This is a genomic window from Nocardia sp. CA-107356 (assembly GCF_050946365.1).
Taxonomy (GTDB): Bacteria; Actinomycetota; Actinomycetes; order Mycobacteriales; family Mycobacteriaceae; genus Nocardia.
The window spans coordinates 7,275,330-7,299,066 of record NZ_CP191992.1 but is presented as its reverse complement, the minus strand read 5'-3'; the positions used below and the strand labels follow the sequence as shown (position 1 = coordinate 7,299,066).

The 23,737-nt window shown below is 65.7% G+C and carries 24 protein-coding genes; 4 read left to right on the top strand and 20 right to left on the bottom strand.

Features of this window, described 5'->3' with window-relative positions; all coding sequences use genetic code 11:
• Positions 1–46 precede the first annotated feature (46 nt).
• From ACQP1G_RS32805 to ACQP1G_RS32795, 3 genes are all read right to left on the bottom strand, one after another.
• A complete protein-coding gene (locus ACQP1G_RS32805) occupies positions 47–1,030 on the bottom strand; it encodes a helix-turn-helix domain-containing protein (protein WP_433193527.1) in 984 nt (327 codons plus the stop codon).
• Between the two features lie 2 nt (positions 1,031–1,032).
• A complete protein-coding gene (locus ACQP1G_RS32800) occupies positions 1,033–1,260 on the bottom strand; it encodes a hypothetical protein (protein ID WP_433193526.1) in 228 nt (75 codons plus the stop codon).
• A 79-nt stretch (positions 1,261–1,339) separates the two neighbouring features.
• Entirely contained in the window at positions 1,340–2,011 is a 672-nt protein-coding gene (locus ACQP1G_RS32795) for a DUF3043 domain-containing protein (protein ID WP_433193524.1), read from the bottom strand.
• A 173-nt stretch (positions 2,012–2,184) separates the two neighbouring features.
• Between ACQP1G_RS32795 and ACQP1G_RS32790 the strand changes: the two genes are divergently transcribed.
• Both ACQP1G_RS32790 and ACQP1G_RS32785 read left to right on the top strand, forming a co-directional pair.
• Positions 2,185–2,535 (top strand): HesB/IscA family protein, encoded by a 351-nt coding sequence (locus ACQP1G_RS32790; protein ID WP_330253730.1) that lies wholly within the window; start codon positions 2,185–2,187, stop codon positions 2,533–2,535.
• A 206-nt stretch (positions 2,536–2,741) separates the two neighbouring features.
• Positions 2,742–3,710, top strand: a complete 969-nt coding sequence (locus tag ACQP1G_RS32785) for a carbohydrate kinase family protein (RefSeq protein ID WP_433193523.1) — start codon at positions 2,742–2,744, stop codon at positions 3,708–3,710.
• 93 nt (positions 3,711–3,803) lie between these two features.
• Here the strand turns inward: ACQP1G_RS32785 and asnB are convergent, their stop codons facing one another.
• Positions 3,804–5,747 carry an asparagine synthase (glutamine-hydrolyzing) gene (gene asnB, locus ACQP1G_RS32780; protein ID WP_433193522.1) on the bottom strand — a complete coding sequence of 648 codons (1,944 nt, stop codon included), beginning with the start codon at positions 5,745–5,747 and terminating at the stop codon, positions 3,804–3,806.
• A gap of 638 nt (positions 5,748–6,385) precedes the next feature.
• Between asnB and ctaC the strand changes: the two genes are divergently transcribed.
• Positions 6,386–7,372 carry an aa3-type cytochrome oxidase subunit II gene (gene ctaC / locus ACQP1G_RS32775; RefSeq protein ID WP_433209036.1) on the top strand — a complete coding sequence of 329 codons (987 nt, stop codon included), beginning with the start codon at positions 6,386–6,388 and terminating at the stop codon, positions 7,370–7,372.
• A gap of 13 nt (positions 7,373–7,385) precedes the next feature.
• A complete protein-coding gene (locus ACQP1G_RS32770) occupies positions 7,386–7,802 on the top strand; it encodes a cytochrome c oxidase subunit 4 (protein ID WP_433193521.1) in 417 nt (138 codons plus the stop codon).
• A 69-nt stretch (positions 7,803–7,871) separates the two neighbouring features.
• Here the strand turns inward: ACQP1G_RS32770 and ACQP1G_RS32765 are convergent, their stop codons facing one another.
• The 16 genes from ACQP1G_RS32765 to ACQP1G_RS32690 form a co-directional block, all read right to left on the bottom strand.
• A complete protein-coding gene (locus ACQP1G_RS32765; protein WP_433193520.1) occupies positions 7,872–8,597 on the bottom strand; it encodes a hypothetical protein in 726 nt (241 codons plus the stop codon).
• A 52-nt stretch (positions 8,598–8,649) separates the two neighbouring features.
• Positions 8,650–9,474 carry an SDR family NAD(P)-dependent oxidoreductase gene (locus tag ACQP1G_RS32760; RefSeq protein WP_433193518.1) on the bottom strand — a complete coding sequence of 275 codons (825 nt, stop codon included), beginning with the start codon at positions 9,472–9,474 and terminating at the stop codon, positions 8,650–8,652.
• Positions 9,475–9,620: 146 nt separating this feature from the next.
• Positions 9,621–10,898, bottom strand: a complete 1,278-nt coding sequence (locus ACQP1G_RS32755) for an FAD-binding oxidoreductase (RefSeq protein ID WP_433193517.1) — start codon at positions 10,896–10,898, stop codon at positions 9,621–9,623.
• Positions 10,899–10,950: 52 nt separating this feature from the next.
• The gene (locus tag ACQP1G_RS32750; protein ID WP_433193515.1) at positions 10,951–12,510 is read right to left on the bottom strand and encodes an alkaline phosphatase D family protein; all 1,560 of its coding nucleotides are present in this window, start codon (positions 12,508–12,510) and stop codon (positions 10,951–10,953) included.
• An 84-nt stretch (positions 12,511–12,594) separates the two neighbouring features.
• A complete protein-coding gene (locus ACQP1G_RS32745) occupies positions 12,595–13,059 on the bottom strand; it encodes a nitroreductase/quinone reductase family protein (protein WP_433193514.1) in 465 nt (154 codons plus the stop codon).
• Between the two features lie 136 nt (positions 13,060–13,195).
• Complete coding sequence (locus ACQP1G_RS32740; protein WP_433193513.1) at positions 13,196–13,435, bottom strand: hypothetical protein; 240 nt, start codon at positions 13,433–13,435, stop codon at positions 13,196–13,198.
• The gene (gene qcrB / locus ACQP1G_RS32735; protein ID WP_433193512.1) at positions 13,432–15,060 is read right to left on the bottom strand and encodes a cytochrome bc1 complex cytochrome b subunit; all 1,629 of its coding nucleotides are present in this window, start codon (positions 15,058–15,060) and stop codon (positions 13,432–13,434) included. Before qcrB ends, ACQP1G_RS32740 begins: the two co-directional genes overlap by 4 nt.
• 159 nt (positions 15,061–15,219) lie before the next feature.
• A complete protein-coding gene (locus ACQP1G_RS32730) occupies positions 15,220–16,089 on the bottom strand; it encodes a hypothetical protein (RefSeq protein ID WP_433193511.1) in 870 nt (289 codons plus the stop codon).
• A gap of 169 nt (positions 16,090–16,258) precedes the next feature.
• Positions 16,259–17,209 (bottom strand): hypothetical protein, encoded by a 951-nt coding sequence (locus tag ACQP1G_RS32725; RefSeq protein ID WP_433193510.1) that lies wholly within the window; start codon positions 17,207–17,209, stop codon positions 16,259–16,261.
• Between the two features lie 559 nt (positions 17,210–17,768).
• Positions 17,769–18,494, bottom strand: a complete 726-nt coding sequence (locus ACQP1G_RS32720) for a lysophospholipid acyltransferase family protein (RefSeq protein WP_433193509.1) — start codon at positions 18,492–18,494, stop codon at positions 17,769–17,771.
• Between the two features lie 134 nt (positions 18,495–18,628).
• Complete coding sequence (locus tag ACQP1G_RS32715; RefSeq protein WP_433193507.1) at positions 18,629–19,642, bottom strand: ROK family protein; 1,014 nt, start codon at positions 19,640–19,642, stop codon at positions 18,629–18,631.
• On the bottom strand, positions 19,639–20,112 hold the full coding sequence (locus tag ACQP1G_RS32710) for a hypothetical protein (RefSeq protein WP_433193506.1): 474 nt from the start codon (positions 20,110–20,112) through the stop codon (positions 19,639–19,641). The genes ACQP1G_RS32715 and ACQP1G_RS32710 overlap by 4 nt, the downstream gene beginning before the upstream one ends.
• Entirely contained in the window at positions 20,109–21,401 is a 1,293-nt protein-coding gene (locus tag ACQP1G_RS32705) for an ArsA family ATPase (RefSeq protein WP_433209033.1), read from the bottom strand. Before ACQP1G_RS32705 ends, ACQP1G_RS32710 begins: the two co-directional genes overlap by 4 nt.
• Positions 21,401–21,838 (bottom strand): SRPBCC family protein, encoded by a 438-nt coding sequence (locus ACQP1G_RS32700; protein ID WP_433193505.1) that lies wholly within the window; start codon positions 21,836–21,838, stop codon positions 21,401–21,403. The genes ACQP1G_RS32705 and ACQP1G_RS32700 overlap by 1 nt, the downstream gene beginning before the upstream one ends.
• 45 nt (positions 21,839–21,883) lie before the next feature.
• Positions 21,884–22,267 carry a polyketide cyclase / dehydrase and lipid transport gene (locus ACQP1G_RS32695; protein WP_433193504.1) on the bottom strand — a complete coding sequence of 128 codons (384 nt, stop codon included), beginning with the start codon at positions 22,265–22,267 and terminating at the stop codon, positions 21,884–21,886.
• A gap of 176 nt (positions 22,268–22,443) precedes the next feature.
• Positions 22,444–23,571, bottom strand: a complete 1,128-nt coding sequence (locus ACQP1G_RS32690) for a glycosyltransferase family 4 protein (protein WP_433193503.1) — start codon at positions 23,569–23,571, stop codon at positions 22,444–22,446.
• Positions 23,572–23,737 lie beyond the last annotated feature (166 nt).

Genomic DNA, 23,737 nt, shown 5'->3' with positions numbered 1-23,737 from the left:
CGCGGCCGCGAGCACACCGAAGTTCCGCAACGAGCGGTGGGTGCGCTCAGGCGCGTTGCTCGAACGCCTCGGCGGCACCGAAGCGGCGGCGATACTCGGTCGGCGCAATGCCGACAACCTTCTGGAAGTGGTGCCGCAACAGCGCGCCGGAACCGAAACCGGCTTGTGCGGCAATCTGTTCCAGGCCCTCGTCGGTGTCCTCCAGCAGGTGTTTGGCGTAGAGCACGCGCTGGTTGGTCAGCCATTTCACCGGGGTGGTTCCGGTTTCGGCGGCGAAGCGGCGGGCGAACGTACGGGTGGACATCATCGACCGGGCGGCGAGATCGTCGATGGTGTGCGGCAGGTCGAGGTTTTCGCTCATCCACTGCAGCGTGGCGCTGAGGCTGTCGGAGGTGCATTCGGGGACCGGGCGCTCGATGAACTGGCGCTGTCCGCCGTCGCGCTGCGGCGGCACCACCATGCGCCGGGCGATCGCGTTCGCGACCGAGCTGCCGATCTCTCGGCGCACCAGATGCAGGCAGGCGTCGATGCCCGCCGCCGTGCCGGCGGAGGTGATCAGATTGCCTTCGTCGACGAAGAGCACGTCGGGATCGACGGTCGCCTGCGGAAACTGTGCCGCCAACTGGTCCACATAACGCCAGTGCGTCGTGCATTTGCGGCCGTCGAGCAGTCCGGCCGCCCCGGCCAGGAACGCCCCGGAACATACGGTGAGCACGATCGCCCCGGCATCCGATGCCGCCCGGATCGCGTCCAGTACTCGCGGGTCGAACCCCTTCTCCGAGGCGGAGGCGGGAAAGGCCGGAATCGCCACGAGATCGGCCTTCGCCAACTCCGCCAGCCCGTACTCCGGCGTGACAGTGATACCCGGCGTGGTGGACGGTAGCGGCTTACCTGGCTCGGCTCCGCACACTTTGAAATCGAATCCGGGCAGTCCGTCCGCGGTGCGATCGAGCCCGAAGACCTCGCAGACCACACCGAATTCGAACATGGCCAGGCGCTCGGACAGCACAACGGCGACCTTGGACAGCATGGCTACAGAGTACCTGGCTGGATCTTTACGAACAATGTCAGTACAGCCACTTTCGGCGGTAAATCATCGAGCGCAAAATTACTGCCATGATTACTTTTCTCGTATGCATGGCGGTCGTGGTGGGCTTCGCGGTCCTCGTCGCGCGAGGCGGCGCCCACGCCGGAACATCGAATGTCATCGATCGCGACGCCCAGCGTCTGCAGTCCGATCTGTCCGCGATCCTCGCCCACTCGCACCACCACTGACCCGGAAACGCCGACAGCCGCACACCTCGACGAGAAGGTGTGCGGCTGTCGGGTCGAGAGAGACCTAGACCGCGTCGCCGGGCCCGACCCGCGGCTTCGGGGCTCGCATCTTGCGAATCTGCGAGGCGCGGACGAAGGCATACCAACCCAGCTTGTAGCCGGTATCGGTGCTGTCCGGGTAGCGCTCGCGCACCCGTCCGTTGACGATTCGGCCGAGCAGGAACCCCTCGGCGATCATGAAGACCATCATCACCAGCATGGCCAGCGTCACAATGGTCTGCAGTGCGGGCGCAACGAACATCGACAGGATCAACACCAGCGCCATCGGCATGAAAAGTCCGACCAGGTTGCGCCGGGCGTCGACGATGTCACGCACATACCCCCGCACCGGACCCTGATCGCGGGGCAGCAGGTACTTGTCCTCGCCGGCGAGCATCCTGGCGCGCCGATCCTGGGCGGCCAGACGGCGCTCGGCCGAGGCCGCTTTGCGCTCCTCGCGGTTGCCTCGGGTGGCCTTGCGCCGGGCGCGCGCCTCCTTCGCGGTGAGCGGGGCCGGGGCGACCGGGCCACGCCGCTTGCCTTGGGCGTCACGACGTTTCGGGGTGGGGCGGCCCTTACCTTCGGTGGCGGTGGCCGCTTTCGAGATCGAGACTGCGGTCGAGCCGCCGTCCGAGCTCGCCGTCTGGTCGGCGCTCTCGTCGGTGGTGCTGGACTCGCCGCGACGGAACAATTTCACGCGACCAGGCTATTCGATGCGTTACCCAGCAGGAAATGTGGTCGGTGGGAGGTTGTGTCCACCGTCGAGTCCGGTGGTGGCAAGATGGGGGAATAACAGCCGGCTGAGTGGTGTTGACAGCCACGAGCCGTGCGCTGTTCACGGGTTGAACACAGCTGTCCTGAGGAGAGTTCATGACTGTGCAAGACGAGACGACCACCCACGGTGTGACTCTGACCGACGCCGCCGCCGGCAAGGCGAAGGCGCTGCTCGACCAGGAGGGTCGCGACGACCTCGCCCTGCGTATCGCTGTACAGCCGGGCGGCTGTGCTGGCCTGCGCTACCAGCTCTTCTTCGACGACCGGTCGCTCGACGGTGACCTGACCGTCGATTTCGGCGGCGTCAAGCTGGCCGTCGACCGGATGAGCGCGCCGTACGTGCAGGGCGCCTCGATCGACTTCGTCGACACCATCGAGAAGCAGGGCTTCACGATCGACAACCCGAACGCCACGGGTTCCTGCGCCTGCGGCGACTCGTTCAACTGATCTCCGAAAGTCTGTCGCCGGGTCCATCCGAGACCCGGCGATTTGCTGACCGCGCGTCCACGATGAGAATTGTGCGACACACGCTGATCGGCTGAATATTGGCAGAGGCGGGCAGGCGTATCCGAAGACACGGGAAGGTACGGTTGAGGCGGGACCTGGTTTCCCTAGTCTTCACCGTCTAGCCGCCTACCGAAGGGCTCAGCTTCGTGTCAATCGCCGTGTCCGCGTCCATTGCGACCGACCACCTCATGCGTTTTCCCGGACGGTTTTCCGACGCGCTGCTCGCCGATCAGCTCGATCATGTGTCGGTGAGCTTTCTCGTCGACGATCTGCAGATCCGCAAGGGCGGCGTCGCTGGCAATATCGCCTATGCCATGGGCGTTTTGAACCGCACACCGTTGCTCGTCGGCGCGGTCGGTGCCGATTTCGCCGAGTACCGCGCTTGGCTGGAGAAGCACGGCGTCGACTGCTCCACCGTCAAGATCTCCGATAGTGCGCATACCGCGCGGTTCGTCTGCACGACCGATGACGATATGGCCCAGATCGCCTCGTTCTACCCGGGTGCGATGAGCGAGGCCCGCGATATCTCGATCGGCGAACTCGCCGAGAACCACACCCTCGACCTGGTGCTCGTCGGCGCCAACGATCCCGAGGCGATGCTGCGGCACACCGCCGAATGCCGCGAACTCGGCATCCCGTTCGCCGCCGACCCGTCCCAGCAGTTGGCCCGCCTCGACGGTGATCAGTCCGTGCAGCTGATCGATGGCGCCGCATACCTTTTCACCAATAAGTACGAGTGGGCGCTGCTGCTGCAGAAGACCGGCCTGAGCGAGGAAGAGATCGCGCGCAAGGTCGGCATCCGCGTCACCACTCTCGGCAAGGACGGCGTGCAGATCGTCGACCGCGACGGCACCGAGGTGACCGTCGACGTGGTCCCCGAGGTGAACAAGGTCGAGCCCACCGGCGTCGGCGACGCATTCCGTGCGGGCTTCCTCACCGGCCACACCGCCGGACTCTCCCTGGAGCGCTCCGCCCAATTGGGTTCTCTCATTGCGGTTCTCGTACTCGAGACGATGGGCACTCAGGAGTGGACGCTCAACAAGGACGACGCCCTGGAACGCCTGGTCGCCGCCTACGGCCCCGAAGCCGCCGCCGATATCAAGCCCCTCCTCTGACCTTCCTGGACCCCACGCTCACAAAAACGGCCGCACCTACCAAGTAGGTGCGGCCGTTGACGTTGCGCCGTGCCGATTCGCGCGCGGCAGTGACTACAGCGAAACGGGGTAGACCGGCTCCTGGATGTCGGGGGTGATGCGCTTCTCGACGAAAATGCCGTGCCAGACCATGAAGACCAGCAGGGTCCAGAGGCGGCGGCTGTGGTCGCCGCGGCCCGCGCGATGGTCTTCGAGCATGCCCTTGATCGCGCCCTTGTCGAGCAGGTGATCGGTCTGCGATTCGGCGATCTGCAGGTGCGCCCAGTCGTACAGCTCGGTGCCGCGCAACCAATGCCGTAGCGGGACCGGGAAGCCCAGCTTCGCGCGGTGCAGCACATGCGGTGGGACGATGCCCTCCAGCGCTTGGCGCAGTGCGTATTTCGTGGTCTCCTTGGTGATCTTCTGCTCGTAGGGCAGCTGTTCGGCGACCTTCAGCACCTCGGAATCCAGGAACGGCACCCGCAGCTCGAGCGAGTTCGCCATCGTCATCTTGTCGGCCTTGACCAGGATGTCGCCACGCAGCCAGGTGTAGAGATCCAGATGCTGCATCCGCGCCACCGGATCCCAGCCGCGCGACTGCGCGTAGATCGGCGCGGTGACGTCCTGATGGGTCCACTCCGGTCGGAATTCCCGCAGCACCGCACGCAACTGCGCGTCGCTGAAGCTGCGCGCGTTGCCGTAGTAGCGCTGCTCGAGGGGCAGTGAGCCGCGGTGTAGCAGACTTTTACCGCGCGTGCCGTCGGGAATCCGCTCCGACAGCCTGCCCGCCAGCTTGCGGACCCCGCGCGGCAGATATTCGAAGGGCTTGAGCGACAACGGTTCCCGGTAGATCGTGTACCCACCGAACAGCTCGTCCGCGCCCTCGCCCGACAGCACCACCTTGACGTGCTTGCGCGCCTCCTTGGCCACGAAGTACAGCGGCACCAGTGCCGGGTCGGCCACGGGATCGTCGAGGTACCAGACGATTTCGGGGATCGCGGCGGCGAATTCGGCGGGGGAGACCACCTTCACGATATGCCGTGCGCCGATCGCCTCCGCGCTCTCGGCCGCCACGTCGATCTCGGAGTAGCCCTCGCGCTCGAAGCCGGTGGTGAAGGTGATCAGCTTGGGGTTGTGCCGCATGGCCAGCGCCGCGACCGCGGTGGAGTCGATACCGCCGGACAGGAATGAACCGACGGTCACATCCGCGCGCATATGTTTGGCGACCGAGTCCTCCAGCGCCGCGGCGATCTCGCGGTAGCGGGCGGCCTCCGAGCCGGGCGCGAAGGCGCGCACCTTGAACTGCGGGTTGAAGTAGCGAGTGATCTGCGGCGCCTCGCCCGCCCGCACGGTGGCATAGTGCCCGGATTCGAGGCGGCGGATGTCCTTGTGCAGCGTCTCCGGTTCCGGCACATACTGCAGCACGGTGTAGTGCTCCAGCGCCCGCGGGTCCAGCGCATCGGAGAGCCCGAGCGCGGGTAGCAGCTCGAGCAGGCTCTTCTTCTCGCTGCCGAATGCGGTCCCACCGGGGCCGGTCGCCAGGAACAGGGGCTTGATGCCGAAGGGATCGCGCGCCAGGAACAGCTCCTGGGTCTCGGTATCCCAGATCGCGAACGCGAACATGCCGCGCAGCTTGCGCACCGCCTCGGGGCCCCAGTAGTGGAACGCCGCGACGATCGCCTCGGAATCGCCCTCGGTCTCGAAGATCCTGCCGTCCGGGAACTCCTCGGCATGCGCCTTCGCGAGTTCCTCGCGGATCTCGATGTAGTTGTAGATCTCACCGTTGAACGTCAGTGCGTAGCGTTCCCGGTTCTCCGCCGGACCCCAGCGCAGCGGCTGGTGCGAATGCTCGATATCGATGATCGACAGGCGGTTGAAGCCGTAGATCACATGATCGTCGTGCCAGGTGCCGCGCTCGTCCGGGCCGCGATGGCGCACGCAGTGCAGGGCGTTGTACACCTGCTCCACGACGTCGTCGGTTGCCGCATCAGATGTCAGAAATCCGAGCAGTCCACACACGGCGTCGGCAACCTCGTTTCCTACTTGGTACGGGCGCTGGCCCGATTCAATGGGTGGCTGCGCCCGATAGGTGGGCGCACAGGGCGAAATCTCGTGTCCGAGTATGCCGCACCGGGCGGATTCGTGTGTCGCGCCACCGGATCGTGCGCCATCGCCGGTCCAGGAGTCGTCGTCCCACCCGGCATCCGAAATGTTGTGTCCGCGTACGTCGCACGTGCCGAATCCGGTCGCGGTGCACGCCCTGTACTGGGACGATGTCCAAGTGACCGGACCCACCCCCGCAGACGGTGGAGTGTCGAATACGACCCGACGTCAAACGGGGCGCCGGTTTGGTCTACGCTGCGTAGTACTCAGGACATTCTTAGGTGGATCGTGCGCCGAAGCGAGCGGGCCGACCGGAATGCCCTGAAACGTGCTTAAGACGTACCGTCGGGCGATCGCAACCCGGGCGGTGCACTGTCGGAATGTGTGGCGACCAGGAAGGCGTGAGCGTGGCGCACAAGGCGAGCGAAGAGATCGGGGCACGACCCGTCAGGGGTCGGCGGAGCTCACCCACCCCGCCGACTTCGTCGGCTTACCGTCCCCAAGGCCGCCTCCTTCGGCGGGCCGGCTTGGCGGTGTCCTTGGGGATCACCGCGATGCTCGTCTCGGGCTGCTCGATCGACAATGTTTGGCTGCGATTCGGCTGGCCCTCGGGCATCACGCCGCAGGCAACCCGGATGCGGGAACTGTGGACGTGGTCGGTCATCGCGGCATTGGCGATGGGCGTGCTGGTGTGGGGTCTGACGTTCTGGACCGTCGCCTTCCACCGCAAGAAGAAGGACTCCCCGGAGTTCCCGCGCCAGACCGGTTACAACGTGCCGCTGGAGCTGACCTACACCGCCGTGCCGTTCGTCATCATCGCGGTGCTGTTCTACTTCACCGTGGTCGTGCAGAACTATGTGCACGAGAAGGTCGACAACCCGGACGTGACCGTCGATGTGACCGCCTTCCAGTGGAACTGGAAGTTCGGTTACCGCAATGTCGACTTCAAGGACGGCTTCCGCTTCGACGGCATCGACAAGGCCCGCGAGGACGCCAACCAGGAGCAGCTCGAGGAGTACAAGGAGCGGACCAAGGACGGTCACCCGCAGCCGGGCCCGGTGCACGGCAAGCCGGAGAACGACATCCTGTCCTACCTGCACTACGACAAGGTCGAGACCGTCGGTTCCTCGACCGAGATTCCGGTCCTGGTGCTGCCGACCAACAAGATCATCGAGTTCCAGCTGGCCGCCGCCGATGTGGTGCACGCCTTCTGGGTGCCGGAGTTCCTGTTCAAGCGGGACGTGATGCCGAACCCGAAGGAAAACCATTCCGATAACGTCTTCCAGATCACCAAGATCGAGAAGGAAGGCGCGTTCGTCGGCCGCTGCGCCGAGATGTGCGGCACCTTCCACTCGATGATGAACTTCGAGGTCCGTGCGGTGTCACCGGAGAAGTTCACCAAGTACATCGAGTCGCGCAAGGCGGGTAAGACCAACGCCGAGGCGCTCGAGTCCATCGGTGAATCCCCGGTCGCCACCTCCACCCAGCCGTTCAACACCAAGCGCGACACCAAGAGCGCCGCCGCGGCAGAGAGCAAGTGAGGACTGATCTGATATGAAGATCGAAGCGCGGATTTTCGAACTGCTCACGGTGTTCTTCATCATCGTGGCGATCGTGTACGGCTACTTCACCGGCCAGTCGCGGACCGGTGTCGAGTGGGCGGGCACCACCGCGACGGTGCTGACTGCCGGTCTGTCGCTGATCATCGGCACCTACTTCCGCTTCGTCGCACGTCGCCTCGACCTGCGTCCGGAAGATTACGAGGACGCCGAGATCGTGGACGGCGCAGGCGATCTGGGCTTCTTCTCGCCCGGCAGCTTCTGGCCCATCACCCTGGCCGCGTCGGGCTCCATCACCGCGCTCGGCTTGGCCTTCTTCCAGTTCTGGCTGATCGGCATCGGTGTGGTCTGCATCCTCGGTGCGGCCGCGGGTCTGGTCTTCGAGTACTACCTCGGCCCGGAGAAGCACTGACCGAGTAGCTCTTTCCGATGCGCCCTGCCGATTCCGGTGGGGCGCTTCGGCGTTCCTGGGCGCGGGCGGTCAGCCGGGGAAGTTGTTGATCAGCTCCACCCAGCATGATTCGCGGCCATCAGGTCCGGTCATGCTGTCGATATCCGCCATCGCGGCCAGCACTGCCGCAATATCGACCTCGGTGCGTTCCCACACTTGCTCGCATTGCTCGAGGTACGCCGAGTGGATGGCATCGGCATCCTCGCCTCGTTCGGCCAGTGCGGTGCGGGTTCCCGGGAACGGAGGTTCGGCCTCGACCAACTCGCACATGATCCGGCTGGCGGCTCGCCACCGCCAGGCGACCTCGAGGAATCGGGCGACCGAAGAGTTGAGATAGGTGACGGCGGGGTTGTCGAGGTCCGGGTATTCGGCCTGCATCACCTGTGGCAGATCGGCGGTCGTCAACGGTGCGTCACTCAGCCCGAACACCATCCCGTCACCGGCGAGCGCCCCGATCGCAGGGGCAAGCCGGTGCCGCCCCCACCGACCCAGCCGATAGAGCCGCCGATCCGCGGAGAGCAAACGGCGTTCGTATCGGCTCGTGATGGTCGGGGTCAATTCCGGCTCGACCCCGAGCTGCGGATCGGGCGCCATGGCCATATCGCTGGGCATCCCCCATCCCCGCAGCGCGGCCCGATCGCTCTGCGGCAGGTCCCACATGCTGACGCTGTCCGGCATCCGCACGCGATCGTCGGTAACCAGTGAGTCGACCGGCGCCCGCAGCGCGAGCCCCAATCGCTTCTCGACAGTGTCCACTACACATGTCTACCCCTTGCGATTGTCACTGCTTCCGCGCGGCAGCGATGGGCTACAGGGAGGCGAGGCGGGAGAGGAGGCGGTTGGTGGAGCGGGGCGCGACCCCGGCCAGCCCGCGCAGTGTGCGGGCGAAGCGGGGTTCGAGGCGGGCCGGGCGGGTGCGGATAGCCGTTTCGATGAGTCGAGCGGCGTCGCTGGGATCCAGGGCGGGTTCGGCGATGTAGTGCGCGATGGTGCCGGATTCCGGTTGCACGGCGGGGTAACGCACAGCGGTCACCTGGATGCCGAGGTGCGACAGTTCGGCGTCCGCGCACTGCCCGAAGGTGCTCCAAGCGGCCTGGGAACTGGCGTAGGAGGCGAAATTCGGTGTGGCGCCGCTATTCGGACTCCACGGGCCGACATTGACCACATGGCCCGAACCTGATTCCAGCATCGCGGGCAGCAGGCCGAGGGTCAGCCGCAGGGGGCCGAAGTAGTTGGTGGCCATCATGCGCTGGTAATCGCGGAAACGGTCCAGCGATTGCGATACGGGTCGGCGCAGCGGGCGGCCCGCATTGTTGATCAGCACGTCGACGGTGCCGAATTCGGTCAGCACCCAGTCCACCAGTTGATCGACGTCGCCGAGTGCGGAGATATCGCAGCGGAACCATCCGGCATGGCCGCCCGCATCGACGATCTCATTGCAGGCGGCGACGAGTTGATCTCCGCGTCGAGCGACCAGCAGCAGTTGAGCGCCCTGGTCGGCCAGTAGGTCGGCGGTGGCGCGGCCGATATCGGAACATGCATCGGTCACGAGCACCCGCAGGCCCTCGATGGATTCGGGACGCTGCCGCCTACGGTCGGGCAGCCGGGTCGGGGCGGGGCGGAATTCGAGCATCAGAGCAACCTTCATTCAGATGGGCTGAACCAACGCATCGACACCCCGCCGACAGTGTCGAAGTCGACCGCTGCCGCCAGCAGATAGCTGTGCCGTTGATGGGCGGCGAAGCTATCTGCCGGCGACTATATGCGGCGCGACACAGTCTAATCCGCGGAGTCGTATCGCAGGGCGTGTTCGGAAGCGCAGATCTCATCGATGCCGGTGACGATGTCGCGCAACAGTTCTGAGGGCAACGCCGATGGCCGCAACCGACAGGTGAAGGTGATCAGCCCGTGGTCCTCGATCGACAGCCCGCGCGTTTGTGCCTCCTCACGCAGGTAATTCGAGCGCACGCCGTAGGTCATCGCGGAGATGACGGTGAAGCAGCCGGTCCGTTCCCGGTGTCCGGCAAACAGGTCGTGCAGTTGGTAGAAGACCGAGGTGTAGGTCGACAGCGGCGCGAATATCGCGACCCGGTAGGCCGGGCCGCGTTCCGAGGAGCTGATCACGGTATCGGCGAGGTACTCCGCATCGCGCAGCGTCAGCACTTTCGGGGCGAACATGAGTGCGCCCGCGGCGGCATTGCGCACGGGTGCGCCCGCGCGCCCGCCCGCGGCGGAGGCGATGGCGCCCAGCGACTTCCTGGTCTTGGTGCCGACCTCGCGGCGAGCGCGCAGCGAACGGGTCGGTGTGGTGGGGTACAGGCTCGACCACTGACCGAAGCGCACGGTCCCCAACTGCACATGTCCGGTGCCGACCGGTCGCGACACCTTCAGCGGTGCGGTATCGACCCAGCGACCGACCTGCAGTGCGACATTGCCCGGCCGGGCGATTTCGGCGTAGGCGTGTTCGACGAAGGAGTCGAAGTCCAGGAACCGGTCGGCGTCGGTGGTGAGCCAGGTGTGGTCCTTGTCGATATCGACCACATCCAGCGTGAGCGCGGTGATGATGCCCGCGCGCCCGCCCGCACCGAGGATCCGGTGGAACCGCTCGGTGTGGTGGTTGCGTCCACAGGTGCCGATGCGTCCGTCCGGATCGACGTACTCGAGATCCACGATCTGATCGATGAACATGCCGTACTTGTGCGATGCCGTGCTCACCCCGCCGACAGAGGCGAATCCGCCCGCGGTGATATCGCGGTGGTCGCCGACGATCGGCAGACCGAGCCCATGTGCGCCGAGGCGACGATCGATATCGGACAATTTGGCACCGGCCTGCACGCGCACCGTGCGCCTGCCGAGGTTGATATCGAGTACCGCGTTCATCTTTCGCAGCGACACCACCGTGCGCGGATCGGGTAACGAAAGACCATCGTCGATCGGTTCGCCGCCACGCACCGTGAGGTTTTCCGCTCGACCGCGTGAATTCCGCACAGTACGAACGACATCCGCGGTGTCACGAGGTAGATATTCTTCGGCGGCGACAATGTGCGGCGTGCTCATGGATCGAAAGCTAACCACAGCGCGGGCTCCGATGCTCGTTCGATGTCGACGGTTAGCGAACCGGCGGCGCGAGCCGCTGGCTGAACAGGACAGATCCGGTCGCATCGCAGAGATTGACCGTCAGTTCCCTTGACTTGCCGTCGATCAACACCTCACCGAAATGTTGGAAGCTGTCCAGCGGCGAGGCGTTCTGGACATCGGGGGCGTGCACGAATACCGCCGCCGGACCAAAGGTACCGTCCAGCGGATTCGGGCCGAACGCACCGGCATTCAGCGGTCCGGAGACGAACTCCCAGAATTCGTCGAAGTCGGTGAACGCGGCGCGCTCCGGCGCGTAGTGGTGGGCCGCGGTGTAGTGCACATCGGCGGTCAGCCACACCACGCCGCCGACCTTGTTCGCCTTGTTCGCCGAAAGCACTTGGGCGATCTCGGTTTCCCGGCCGGACGGTGCGCCGTTGTCGCCGTTGGCGGGGCCCTCATAGGCTGTCGCCTTTTGTTCACCGTCCTTGACGACCAGGCCGAGCGGCAGGTCATTGGCGACGATCTTCCAGGTGGCCCTGGAATCGCGCAGACCCTCGATCAGCCATTTCGTCTGTTCCGGACCGAAAATGCGACCGCTCGGTCCGTTGTCGATATCGTTGGTGTCCTTATAGGTCCGCATATCCAGGACGAAGATGTCCAGCAGCGGACCGTAGGAGATCTTGCGGTAGAGACGTCCGTCCACCGCCTCCTTGGGCTCCAACGGCATCCACTCGTGGAAGGCCTGCCAGGAGCGGATCGCCAAGGTGTCCATACTGCGCTCGCTGTAGCCCTTGGTCTCGGCGACCGAGCCGCCGTGATACCAGTTGTTGACGGTTTCATGGTCGTCCCACTGGACCACCTGGGCGACGGCGGAGTTGAAGCGGCGGTAGTTCTGGTCGGTCAGGTTGTAGGCGTAGTTGCCGCGGAACTGCTCGAGAGTCTGGGCGACCGCGCTCTTCGCCTCGGAGACGGTATTGCGCCAGATCCGCCCGTCGGGCAGCGTGACCGAATCCTTCAACGGGACGTCGGCGTAGATCGAATCACCGGAGTGGATGAACAGGTGCGGATCGCGCGCGGCCATGGCGGAGAAGATCTTCATGCCACCGAGTTCGGGATTGATGCCGTAGCCCTGGCCGACCACGTCACCGGACCACTGCAGCTTGATATCGGACGGGCCCGTCGGCACCGTGCGGAATGCGCCCGTGATCGGTTCGGAGGTGGCGCCGTCCTCGCCTTCGAGGGTCACCCGGTAGTGCACCTGCTGGCCCGCGGGCAGGCCGTTGACGCGCACCCGTCCGGTGCCGTCGGCATCCGGGGCCAGCAGCGGGCCGGTGAATCGTTTGGCGTCGGTGAAGGATTCGGTGGCCGCGGTCTCCACGATCAGCGTCGCCGGCTGATCCGAGCGCGCCCAGATCAGCGCGCCGTCGGTGCGCGGGTCGCCGACCGCGACGCCGTGCGTGAGATTCGGGCGCGAACGGACCAGTGCGGGCCCGTCGTTCGAGCAGGCGGCCAGCGCCGGGGCCGCGACGAGACCGAGGGCGGAGGCGCGCAGCAGCGTGCGTCGGGAGATGCCGAAGTCCGAACCAGTCATTCGCCCACCCTGGCGCAGACAGTCCAACACCATGTGAACTCCCATCGTCTGCTCGGCCAACAGGCAATGCGGTCGGTTGCGTTTTCAGCCGCGCGGTCGAAGTTCGATGATCGGGATCAGTCGATCGGTCTTCTTCTGGTAGCCGAGGTAGCGCGGCTGCCCGGCGGTGATCCGCTGCCAGGCCTGCTCGCGCTGCTCGCTGTCCAACTGTTCCGCCGTTACGTGGTACTTCGTACCGGCGACCTCGGCCCACACTTGATCGGGGTGCGCAGCGATGTTGTGGTACCAGCCCGGATGTTGGATCGCCCCACCCATGGAGGCGACGATGAGCCAGCCACCGTCGTCTGCCGGAAATCGGCTGACCGTGACCCGACGTTCCTGACCGCTCTTCGCGCCGACGGTGGTCAGATACACCAGGTCCATGCCGAGGAATCGGTCGTGGCGGAACCGGTGGTATCGCTCCATACCCCGGATGAGGAATCGGAACACCGGATTCGGTGACGGCGGCTTGGACCCTCGGGTCCCCGCCGGAATCTTGTGAAAGCTCATGATCCGCTCCCATGCGGCTCGGAACTGTGTGCACCTACCAGCATGGCACTGCGGTGATCATTCCGAGGCCGACCTCGTCCGATTGCGGCGAAGGCCCCGAACCCGGATGGTTCGAGGCCTTCGGGCCGCGAGCCCCTCAGACGGTGTTGTCGCAGAGGATTTCGTAGGCGCGGACCGCGTCCTCAGGGAAGACGAGCACGCGCTGGTGGCCGGGGCGGCGGATGGCGTGTGCCGCGCCGATGGTGGCCCGGATTCCGTTGTATCGCAACAGGTCACGGACCGCGTGTGCGGTGGCCGCATTGGCCACCGTCGCGGCCGCCACGAGCAGGCCGTAGTCCTCGGTATCCGGCTCATGCGAGCGCTCGAGCCACATCATGGTGCGTGATGCCTTTCACCGTCGGTGGAGATTCGGTCCTGGTACTTCTGTAGCACGGCGAGTTGTTTGCGTTCCTCCGCGTGCTCGACCTCGAAGTGCCGCTCGGATTCCACTGCCGGATCGGGTCGCAGGAAGCTGCCGGTGCCCGGTTTGCCCGCTGACCCGAGTTTATTCATCTTCTTCGGGATCGCCGCACCCTGGTAGGCCAGGGGGACCGGATGGCCGTGCTCGTCGACCGGTCCGAGTGCCTGGTGCACCTCGACGTACGCACCGTGCGGCAGTCGTTTGATGATGCTGGTTTCGATGCCGTGCTCCAGCACTGCCCGGTCGCTGCGCTGCAGGCCGATGCAGAACCGATACGTGATGAAGTACGCGATCGGCGGCGCGATCAACATCCCGATGCGACCCATCCAGGTGGTGGCGTTCAGCGAGATATCGAACTTCAACGCGATGATGTCATTGACGCAGGACAGCGTCAGCACCACATAGAAGGTGATCGCCATCGCGCCGATGCCACTGCGCACTGGCACATCGCGCGGCCGCTGCAAAAGATTATGGGCCGCGTAATCCTTGGTGAGCCGCTTTTCGATCCACGGGTAGGCGGGCAGCACCACCAATACCAGACCCATCACAACGGCCACCCAGAACGCCGCCGGGATGGTGTAGTTGCCGATATAGATCTCCCACGGCGGCATCAGCCGGGTCAGGCCGTCGGTCCACATCATGTAGAAGTCCGGCTGCGAACCCGCCGACACCTGCGCTGGGTTGTAGGGCCCGAGTTCCCAGATCGGATTGATCTGGAACAGACCACCCATGATGGCCACCGTGGCGAGAGTGAACATGAAGAACGCACCCTGGTCCGCGGCGAACACCGGCACGATGCGGGCACCGATCACATTCGTCTCGGTGCGGCCGGGACCGGGGAACTGCGTGTGCTTCTGGTACCAGACCAGCGCGATATGCGCGGCGATCAACGCGAGCATGATGCCGGGGAACAGCAGCACGTGCGTGATGAACAGCCGCGGAATCAGCACCTCACCCGGGAACTCGCCGCCGAAGAGCGCGAAGTGGATCCAGGTTCCGACAATCGGGATGCTCATCGTGATCCCGCCCAGCGGCGCACGCAGGCCGGTGCCCGACAGCAGATCGTCGGGCAGGCTATAGCCGAAATAACCCTCGAACATGGCCAGGATCAACAACGTCGATCCGATCACCCAATTCGCTTCGCGCGGTTTGCGGAACGCGCCGGTGAAGAAGATCCGCAAACAGTGCACGATGATCGCGGCCACGAACATCAGTGCGGCCCAATGGTGTACCTGCCGGACGAACAGACCGCCGCGCACTTCGAACGAAATATCGAGGGCGCTCGCATAAGCCGCCGACATGTGTACACCGCGCAACGGCTGATACGCGCCGTCGTAGACCACCTCGGTCATCGACGGATCGAAGAACAGCGTCAGGTACACACCCGAGATCAGCAGGATGATGAAGCTGTACAGGGCGATCTCGCCGAGTAGGAACGCCCAGTGCGTCGGAAAGACCTTATTGATCGAGCGTTTCACGAAGGCGGCGGCGCGGTACCGCTCGTCGACCGCGTCGGCCTGGTTGGCCACCTTGGAGCTCATCGCGCGATCCCGTACGAGCCCTCGTCCGCCACCTCATAACGAATGAACAACACAGGCATTGTCATCTCCTTCTCGAGCCGAAGCCGTCTACGCATAAGACGCATCAGCGGCCCGAAAAGTGACAGCCGAGGGGAGTGACGCCGATCTCGGCGTCAGGGCTCAGGAGGGGAGTTCGTTCAGCGCGGCGAGGAAGCTGTCCGACGGGTAGATGCAGAGTGCGTCACCGGTGTGCTGGGTGCTGGCAGCCAGGTCGATAGTGCCGTCATGCCACCAGTAGACGTCCTGGCTGACCGGCCACGGGCGCTGGGCGTAGTCGAGCACCGCGACCTGGGCGAGCACCGTGGTGGCCCGAACGACGTCGAGATTCGCTACCGGATGCGCGTAGATCTGACGCTGGGACGGCACCACGAACACCGATCCCACCGGTCCGACCACCGGATACTCGCCCAGCCAGCGGGCGTGCGCGGTGATGTAGTCGGAGATGCCGCACAGCATGGTGATCTCGACGCCCTCGGCCATCGGCACGTCGATCCGATGGGTGATCATCTCCAGCGGACCGTCGGCGCGAGTGTTCTGTTCGGCGAGAGTGAACAAGTCGTATTCGTCGATCGGCCACTGCCGCAGCATCGGATAGGTGACCGGCGCCATGGTGTGCACCTGATCTATCAGCACCCGCTGGATCAGTCCGGGCGCGACCTCACGGCGCACCACATCCGGTGCCCCACCCTGCCCGGAGTACAGCCGAGTCCGGATCAGCCCGCGCATCATTCCGAAATCCCCGGTATCGAGCGGATCGTGATCGACCTCGAGATCGACCAGCCCGGTACTGAGATAGTCCGCCACCAACGCGGGCCACTGATCCGGCGGCTCATCCGCCGCCATCCGCCGCAAATTCGTCAACCCGACCATCACATCCCCCGCGGGCCCCGACAGCAGCACATCATCCGCCGCCACCCGACACGAATACCCCAACTGATGCGCCGCCGCCACGGCGAGAGACAACAACAGATCCGGCGCTACCTCCGACACCGTGACTCCCTCGCTCGTCATGCAGTCCACTAGCTTTCGCCATCGGATGACCGCAGTTACCGCACTCGGAACACGTCCTCCCGTGATTGTGCCCTTCCGGACGGTCGCCCATGGTCGAGTTGCTCAGGTCCGCATACGACCGCGGCGCTCGAAGCGCGGGAGCGCCGGGTCAGGACAGTAGGAACGTGACGACAGGCAGCACGACGGCCGTAAAGATGGCGAAAACCGCTGTGCCGATTCGACCTTTCGGGACTGCCGGGAATCGTGTTGCGACATAGACATGGGTGCTGACAGCTATGAACAGGGTGCCCCAGACAACCAGGGCGCGGCTGCCGATGTCGCCGAGATGATCGGCGAACGCCACCGACATGATCGCGATGGTCAGGCCTGCGGGGCCGCCGATCACGAGCAGTCCCGCTCCCGCGTAGTTGTTCATCACCACCGACCTGCCGCGTGCCGAGATCACATCCTGTGGATCGGCGGGGCTGGCCCCCTCGTCACGGCAGATGAGGTCGAAGACCTTTGCCGGATTGACTCTTTCGTTGAGCGTCTGCCCCAGTTGTGCGAGAGCTTCCACGGCCTGAGTTGTGGCATAGGTGGTGACGAAGCCCTCGCTCGAGGTTCGGAAACCGCCGCGGGTCGTCAGCGTCGGAGCCGTGTCCTGGAGGTCGAGGAGATCTTTCAGCGCTTTGCGAAAGATCGGATCGAAAACCACTCGGTCACCCGCGTACGCCAAGGCAGTGACTGCCCAATGCAACGACACATGCCGCCACGCGTCGGTGACATCACCGCGGCGGACGATCTCTTCCTCTACTCGAGCGCCACCATGTCGAAGGGTGCGGAGTATGTTCTCCCATGCCAACTCCCGGGCGCGCTCGATTCGCTTGCCGCCGAATGCGGTGATCTCGGGTAGCGACAACACGATTGCCGCCTGCGAGGCTGCGTAGAGCGGCTGGAATCGCACATCATCGTCGAGCAGTGCGGAGACGACGAAGTTGGTGCCGCGAGCGACAGCTTCCGCGGCGGCGTTCGGTGTCGCGTTCGTCGAGGCTACGCCAACGAGAGCTCGCAGCGCCTCGGTGGTCGCCGTCACCGATATGGCGCCCGACCGGCTACTCATCCGCCAGCCACCGGTCTCGCGATCCTGTTCGGCAAGGAGCGCGGCTGCACAGGCCGATACGCTCCGATCGGTCGGGCCATGGCCCAGGCACTGTAGTGCCCGAAGTCGCCAGGCCATATCGATCGGTGCCCGAAAGACGCGAGGGCCACGGGTGTCTTCCGCCAGGGAGTCTTGCCTGAGGAGGCGGACGACCTCTGCCCGGTCGGGAATGTCGCGACCGACCTCGGATAGTGCGCACACGACTTCCGCGGTGTCCTGTGGATTCGGCGGCACATCCGGGACCCAACCCTATCCGGCAGCACCGGTGATATCGGTACGGATATTCCGGACCAACCAGTCGACAGCCAGATTGATGCGGTCATCTGCGTTGGACATCGAACGCTCCCCCCGATAGGTGCGAATACAGCACCCAACACCCTAAGCGGAGGAGCTCCCACTGGCCAGTGCGCTGATTGCGAATACCCTTGCGAGGCAATCGAGTTCGGTATGCAATCGACTACCTGGCCGGAACAGAACGAGCCCGGTGCGTTCGGCACCGGGCTCGTGGCGAGCTGGAGGGCTAGCTTGCGGCGGTCTCCGGAATACGGGGGGCTTCGGGGGCGGAGCCGGAGGGGACGCTCTTTTTCAGGCTGGCGGCGTAGACGTCCACGTATTCTTGGCCGCCCAGTTGCATGAGCTCGTACATGACCTCGTCGGTGACGGCGCGTTCGACGAAGCGGTTGCCGCCCATGCCTTCGTAGCGGGAGAAGTCGATGGGGGCACCGAATTTGACGGTGACCTGGTGGCGGCGCCAGCGGAAGGGGCCGGGCGGGCTGACCTCGAAAGTGCCGATGACGGCGACCGGGATAACGGGGACGCCGGTTTCGAGGGCGAGGCGGGCCAGACCGGTCTTGCCCTTGTAGAGGCGGCCGTCGGGGGAGCGGGTGCCCTCGGGGTAGAGGCCGACGAGGTGGCCCTTGTCGAGGAGTTTGCGGGCGGCGGTGAGCGCGTCCTCGGCGGCGCTGGCGCCGCTGCGGTCGATCGGGTACTGGCCGGTGGCGCTGAAGAAGAACTTCTGCAGCCGACCCTTGAAGCCCGGGGTGTTGAAGTACTCGGCCTTGGCCAGATAGCTGATGCGGCGCGGGCTCATCAGTGGCGCGAACAACCAGTCCGAGAAGGACAGGTGGTTCCCGGCCAGGATGGCCGGTCCGTCGGCGGGAATGTGCTCCACGCCTTCAACTGTCGGACGGTTGTAGAGGTGCATGAACGGTCCTGGGAACAGGTACTTCAGCATCCAGTAGAGCATGGCGTCCTAACCCCCGCGGCCGGGATCGTTTACGGGTACAACCGTCAATTGCCGACTTTACCGTCGGTCACAGATCACATCCAAGCGGAGCGGCGTATCTCACCACATGTTCTCGAGTACTGATAACCGACCGATCAGTGGGTGGAACGCGCGACCCACGATCGCCCGCGACCCGTGTCGGCGAGGGTCGCCCTGGCGAGTTCCGCCGCGCCGATCATGCCCGCCGCCTCACCGAGCTGTGTGGTGCGGATACGGGCCAGCGGTCGATGGCCGGCGCCGGTGATCGCCCGCGCATATTCCTCCCGCGCCTCGTCCAGGAACAACGCCGCCGAACTGCTCACCCCACCGGCGATCACGATCAGTCCGGGGTCGAAGATATCGCTGACGAAAGCCAGCCCGAGCCCGAGCCAGCGTGCGAAATCGGCCATGACCGCCGCGGCCAAGGGGTCGCCGTCCTGTGCGGCCCCGGCCACCCGACGTCCGGTCAGCGAACCGGGATCACGGAGTACCTCGCGCGCGAGCACCGTCGAATGCACCGGATCGGTGGCCAGCATTTCGATCGCGGTATCGACCAGAGCCGTTCCGCTGCAATATCTTTCCCAGCAGCCGCGCTTACCGCACGGACAGGCCCGGCCCTGCGGCACCACCTGCAGATGCCCTAGCTCCGGTGCGACGCCGTGCGTGCCCCGATACAGTTCGCCGTCGATGAGCAGCGCCGCGCCGATGCCGGTGCCGATCGCCACCAGCACCGAATTGTGTCCGCCCGCCGCCGCGCCGAACCGGTACTCGGCCCACATGGCGGCATTGGCATCGTGCTCCAGGATCACCGGCAGTTCGAGGCGTTCGGTGAGCCGCTGCGCGACCGGTGCGTCCTGCCAGGGGAGGTGCGGTGCGAACCGCACGGACGAGCGGTCGCCGTTGATGAACCCGGCCACGGCCAAGCCGACCGCGCCGATCGAGTGCCTGCGGCCCAGTTCGCGGACCGCGCGGTCCAGCGCGTTCTCCAGCGCCCGCGCCGAATGCGGCGTCGGCGCAACGACGGTATCGAGCACCTCGCCGTCGCCGTCGACCACCGATGCGCGAATGTTGGTGCCGCCGACGTCGATACCGACGGTCAGCGGTCGCGCACCTGCTACCCGCGCGGTCATGCCTTGATCGTCACGGGGATACCGACGTAGCGAGCACGCTCGCGCCCAACCGAGGTCGACCGCTGTGCGCGGGTATTCGCCGCATCGGATGTCGAGTCCGGTGCGTCCGCATGCTGTTCGAAGAAGGCCGAATGATCGTGCGGTACACCATCTTCGGGCATGACCGGATCGACCGGCACCCCGGCGAGCGCCTCGCGCAGCACCGTGACGATCGCGGTTCCGTGATCGGCCACCACCGCGAGCACGTCGTGGTGCTCACCACGCACCAGCGCCGCCGCCGCGCACACCGGGCACCAACTGCAGCTCAACCAGTCCGGCTGGCTGTCGGCGGCCCGCCGCAACGCCGGCTCGACCCGCTCCAGTACCGCCTCCGCGAGCAGTTTCAACTCCTCGACGAATTCGCCGAGGCCGTCACCGGGATCGCCATCGCCTGGCCAGCCACCCTCCTGGCCTGCTTTCGGATCACTCATACCGGCCATGCCTCCGGGTCCGGACGGAAACGCACGACCAGATAGCCGTGCTCGAGTTCGGCGCCATCGACCGTGCACCGCCGCAACACCGGCGCCAAGCGCACCCGGCGCCGGACCCCGTCCGCTCCCACGATCAAATCGTCCTCCACTCGTCCCAGTCGCAGCGTCGCCGCATCGACGACGGGCAGGTGCATCCGCAACGCGTACACCGAATGCAGGCCGGTGCCCGACTCCAATCGAACCACCGGCACGCCGGAACTTGTGCGAACCTCCGCCGGATTGTCGCGCAGCACTGGGTCGGTGTCTAACCGCTCGCCCGAATCCATCGCGTACGACAGCGCGGACAGGGAGGTGAGCCCTACCGGTTCGGGTCCGGTGTGCTGGGCGATCAGCACCCGTGTTCCGTTCATACCCCGTTGCAGCCGGTTCACCACTTCCAGCTGTTCGGCGCGTCGATTCAGATACCACTGCACTGCCGGATGGGAGGCGACTTCCAACGCGGTCGGCGGCGGCGCGGCGGGCAGCACCTTGTTCACCACCACCGCGTCCAACCGCAGACCGAGCAGGGCCGCGGCCGAAAGCACCCGCTCCGATTCGGCGATGGCCACCTGTTCGGCGACAGTGATCAGCCGTGCCCCGGTGCGTGCGTGATCGGAGAGGAGATCACGCACCTCGGTGACCGACTTGACGATTCGTTCGACCGTGGTGGCCAGCACCGCGCGGCGCAGATCGGTGCCGACCGTGCTCAGCGCCCGTGCGTGCGGCGGCCACACCCGTTCCACATAGCCGAGCAGGGTTTCCGGTGCGGTGATGATGCGCAACATATCCGCCGACGGCGGGCAGTCGACGACGATCACATCCCAGTCGTCCTCCTGGGCGAACTGGGTGATCTCCACCAGCATCAGCAATTCCTGCACACCGGGCAGTCCGGTCAGTTCGGCCGGATCCAGCGCGGCCAAGTCGATGCCGTGCTCGTGGCCGGACCCGGTGGCCAACATTCGCACCACCTCACGGAACCGATCCTCCAACAGCGCAAGGGAATCGACCTCGATCACATCGAGTCCGGGCAGCACGCTGGCGATCCCGGCCACCGTGCCGGGATCGTGCGGAAACCGGAAGCCGAGTGCGTCACCGAGCGAATGCGCCTGATCCAGCGAGGCCACCAGCACGCGCTTGCCGGTCCGGGCGTACGCCATGGCGTTGGCGCAGGCCAATGTCGTCTTGCCGACCCCGCCCTTGCCGATGAAGAGTTCGACCCGGGTGCTGGCAGCCTCGGGCTTGTGCGTGATCAGCCTTCGACCCGTTTCTTCAGTTCCTTGAGCGCGGTATCGGTGATCACCTTCTCCGCCTTGCGTTTGAACATGCCGATCATCGGGATGTTCAGGTCGACGGTCAGCTCGTAGGTCACCTCGGTGGTGCCGTCGGGCTGGTCGATGAGTTCGTAGGTGCCGTCCTGCGCCTTCTGCAGATCGCCGCTGATCAGCGTCCAGCTGACCGACTTGTCGTCGGGCCGCCAAGTGTAGGACAGCACGTAGGTGTCCTTGACGACTCCGGCATCCAGTACGAAGCGTGCGGTGCGCACTCGGCCGTCGGCGCTTTTCTCCAGCACCTCAACGGATTTTGCCGCCGAGACCCACTCCGGATAGGACTCCAGATCGGCGATGACGGACATCACCCGCTGCGACGGTGCATCGATGATGATCGACCTCTGGGTCCTGTCGGCCATGGCGGACAACGATTCCTTTCAGCTGCTCTGCTGTATTCGTGCGCGTCAGCGGACGGTGGTGTGCGCCGGTGCGACACCCGCCGCGCGGCCCGCTTCGAGCCTGGCCTTGATCTCGAACGACATCGTCCTGCCCGCCACCCGGCGGGACCGATTGGCGGCGGCCGGATCGCGAGTCGGTGCCTTCGGTTCGGCGTGCAGGAAGTAGTGCAGGATCACCCCGTCCAGTGCGGGCTCCAGCCATACTTCCATGGTTCCGGTCAGCGCACCGGTGACCGTCCAGCGAATCCCTTTGTCGGCCCGGTCTTCCCGGACCTCGAGGGTCAGGTCGGGCCACCAACGGCGCCAATTGTTCGGGCCCGACAGGATCTCGGCGACCGCGGCCCCCGGCGCGGCGACGAACGTCTGATCTGCGACCTGAATGCTACTCACGGCCGCGCCTCGCTGACGCTCGGCTCCGCCGTGCGCAGGGCGCGCTGGCACATGGTTCGTTCGCTTCGCTCTCTCACAGCCGCGCCCGAGACGGGCTGGCAGATGGTTGGTTCGCTTCGCTCACTCACAGTTCGAGCGTAGTAGATCACAGCGCTGGACCGTGCGCCGCCGTCACCTTATTGCAGCAGCTGACGCAGCCGAGCGCCCAGGCTGTCCCAGCGCCAGTGCTCCTCGACCCACTTGCGCCCCGCCGTGCCCATCTCGGCGGCGACATCGCGATCGGACAGGATATCGACGATGGCGTTGGCGATCTCGGTGGTTTTGCGTCCGTCGACAACGCGTCCGGTCTTGCCTTCCAACACGGTTTCCGGCGCGCCGCCCGAACTTCCGGCCACCACCGGCACCCCGGACGCGGACGCCTCCAGGTACACGATGCCGAGACCTTCGACATCGAGCCCGGCTCCGCGGGTCCGGCTCGGCATCGCGAACACATCGGCCAACGTGTGGTGGGCGGCCAGTTCGCTGGACGGGACCCGGCCGGTGAAGACCACGTCATCGCTGACGCCGATGGCCGCCGCGAGAGCGTGCAGCTTCTCCTCGTACGGTCCGCCGCCCGCGACAACGAGCACGGCGCCAGGTATGCGGTCACGGATCTCGAGCATGGCGACGATCAACGCGTCCTGTCCCTTCCGCGGAACCAGCCGGGATAAGCACAGGATGGTCGGCCGATCGCCGAGGCCGTAGCGCTCGCGCAGTTCCGCGCGCGCGGCCGGATCCGGCCGGAACACTTCGGTATCCACCCCCGGCGGCAGATATTCGAGCCCAGCGTTCGGCCCGAACGCCGAGGCGAACCGTCTACGCGTATACCGACTGACATAGGTGACGACATCGGTGTGCTCGCCGATCACACGCAGCGCCTGCCGCGCACCCGGCAGCATCGACCAGCCGACCTCATGTCCGTGCGTACTGGCCAGAATCCGGGTGGCGCCTGCGCGCCGCAGCATCGGCGACAGCAACGCCAGCGGCGCCGCAGCACCGAACCACACCGTGTCGCAGTTCTCGCTGCGCAGCAGCCGCGCCGCGCGCCGCAGCACCAGCGGCGTCGGCAGCATCAGCGTGGTGGGGTGGCGGACCACCTGGAACTTCTGTTCAGCATCGAATTTCAGATGACTGTCGCCGCGCCACCGCGGTGCGTAGACAACCAGATCATCGGGCGGCAGCTCACCGGCCAGCGCCTGCAGATACGACTGGATACCACCCGGCCGCGGCGGGAAATCATTGGTAACCAGCAGAGTTCGGGCCATGGGGAACAAACTACTGTGTCTGATTGCCGCGCCTTCGGCGCGGCGGGTTCGCGGCCCCCTTGGTCTCGCGTCCGAGCCGTCGAGACTCGCGCCTTCGGCGCATCGCTTCGACGACTCGGACGCGAGACGGGCCGCGAACGGGTCGCTCGTAAGACTCGCTCCGTCG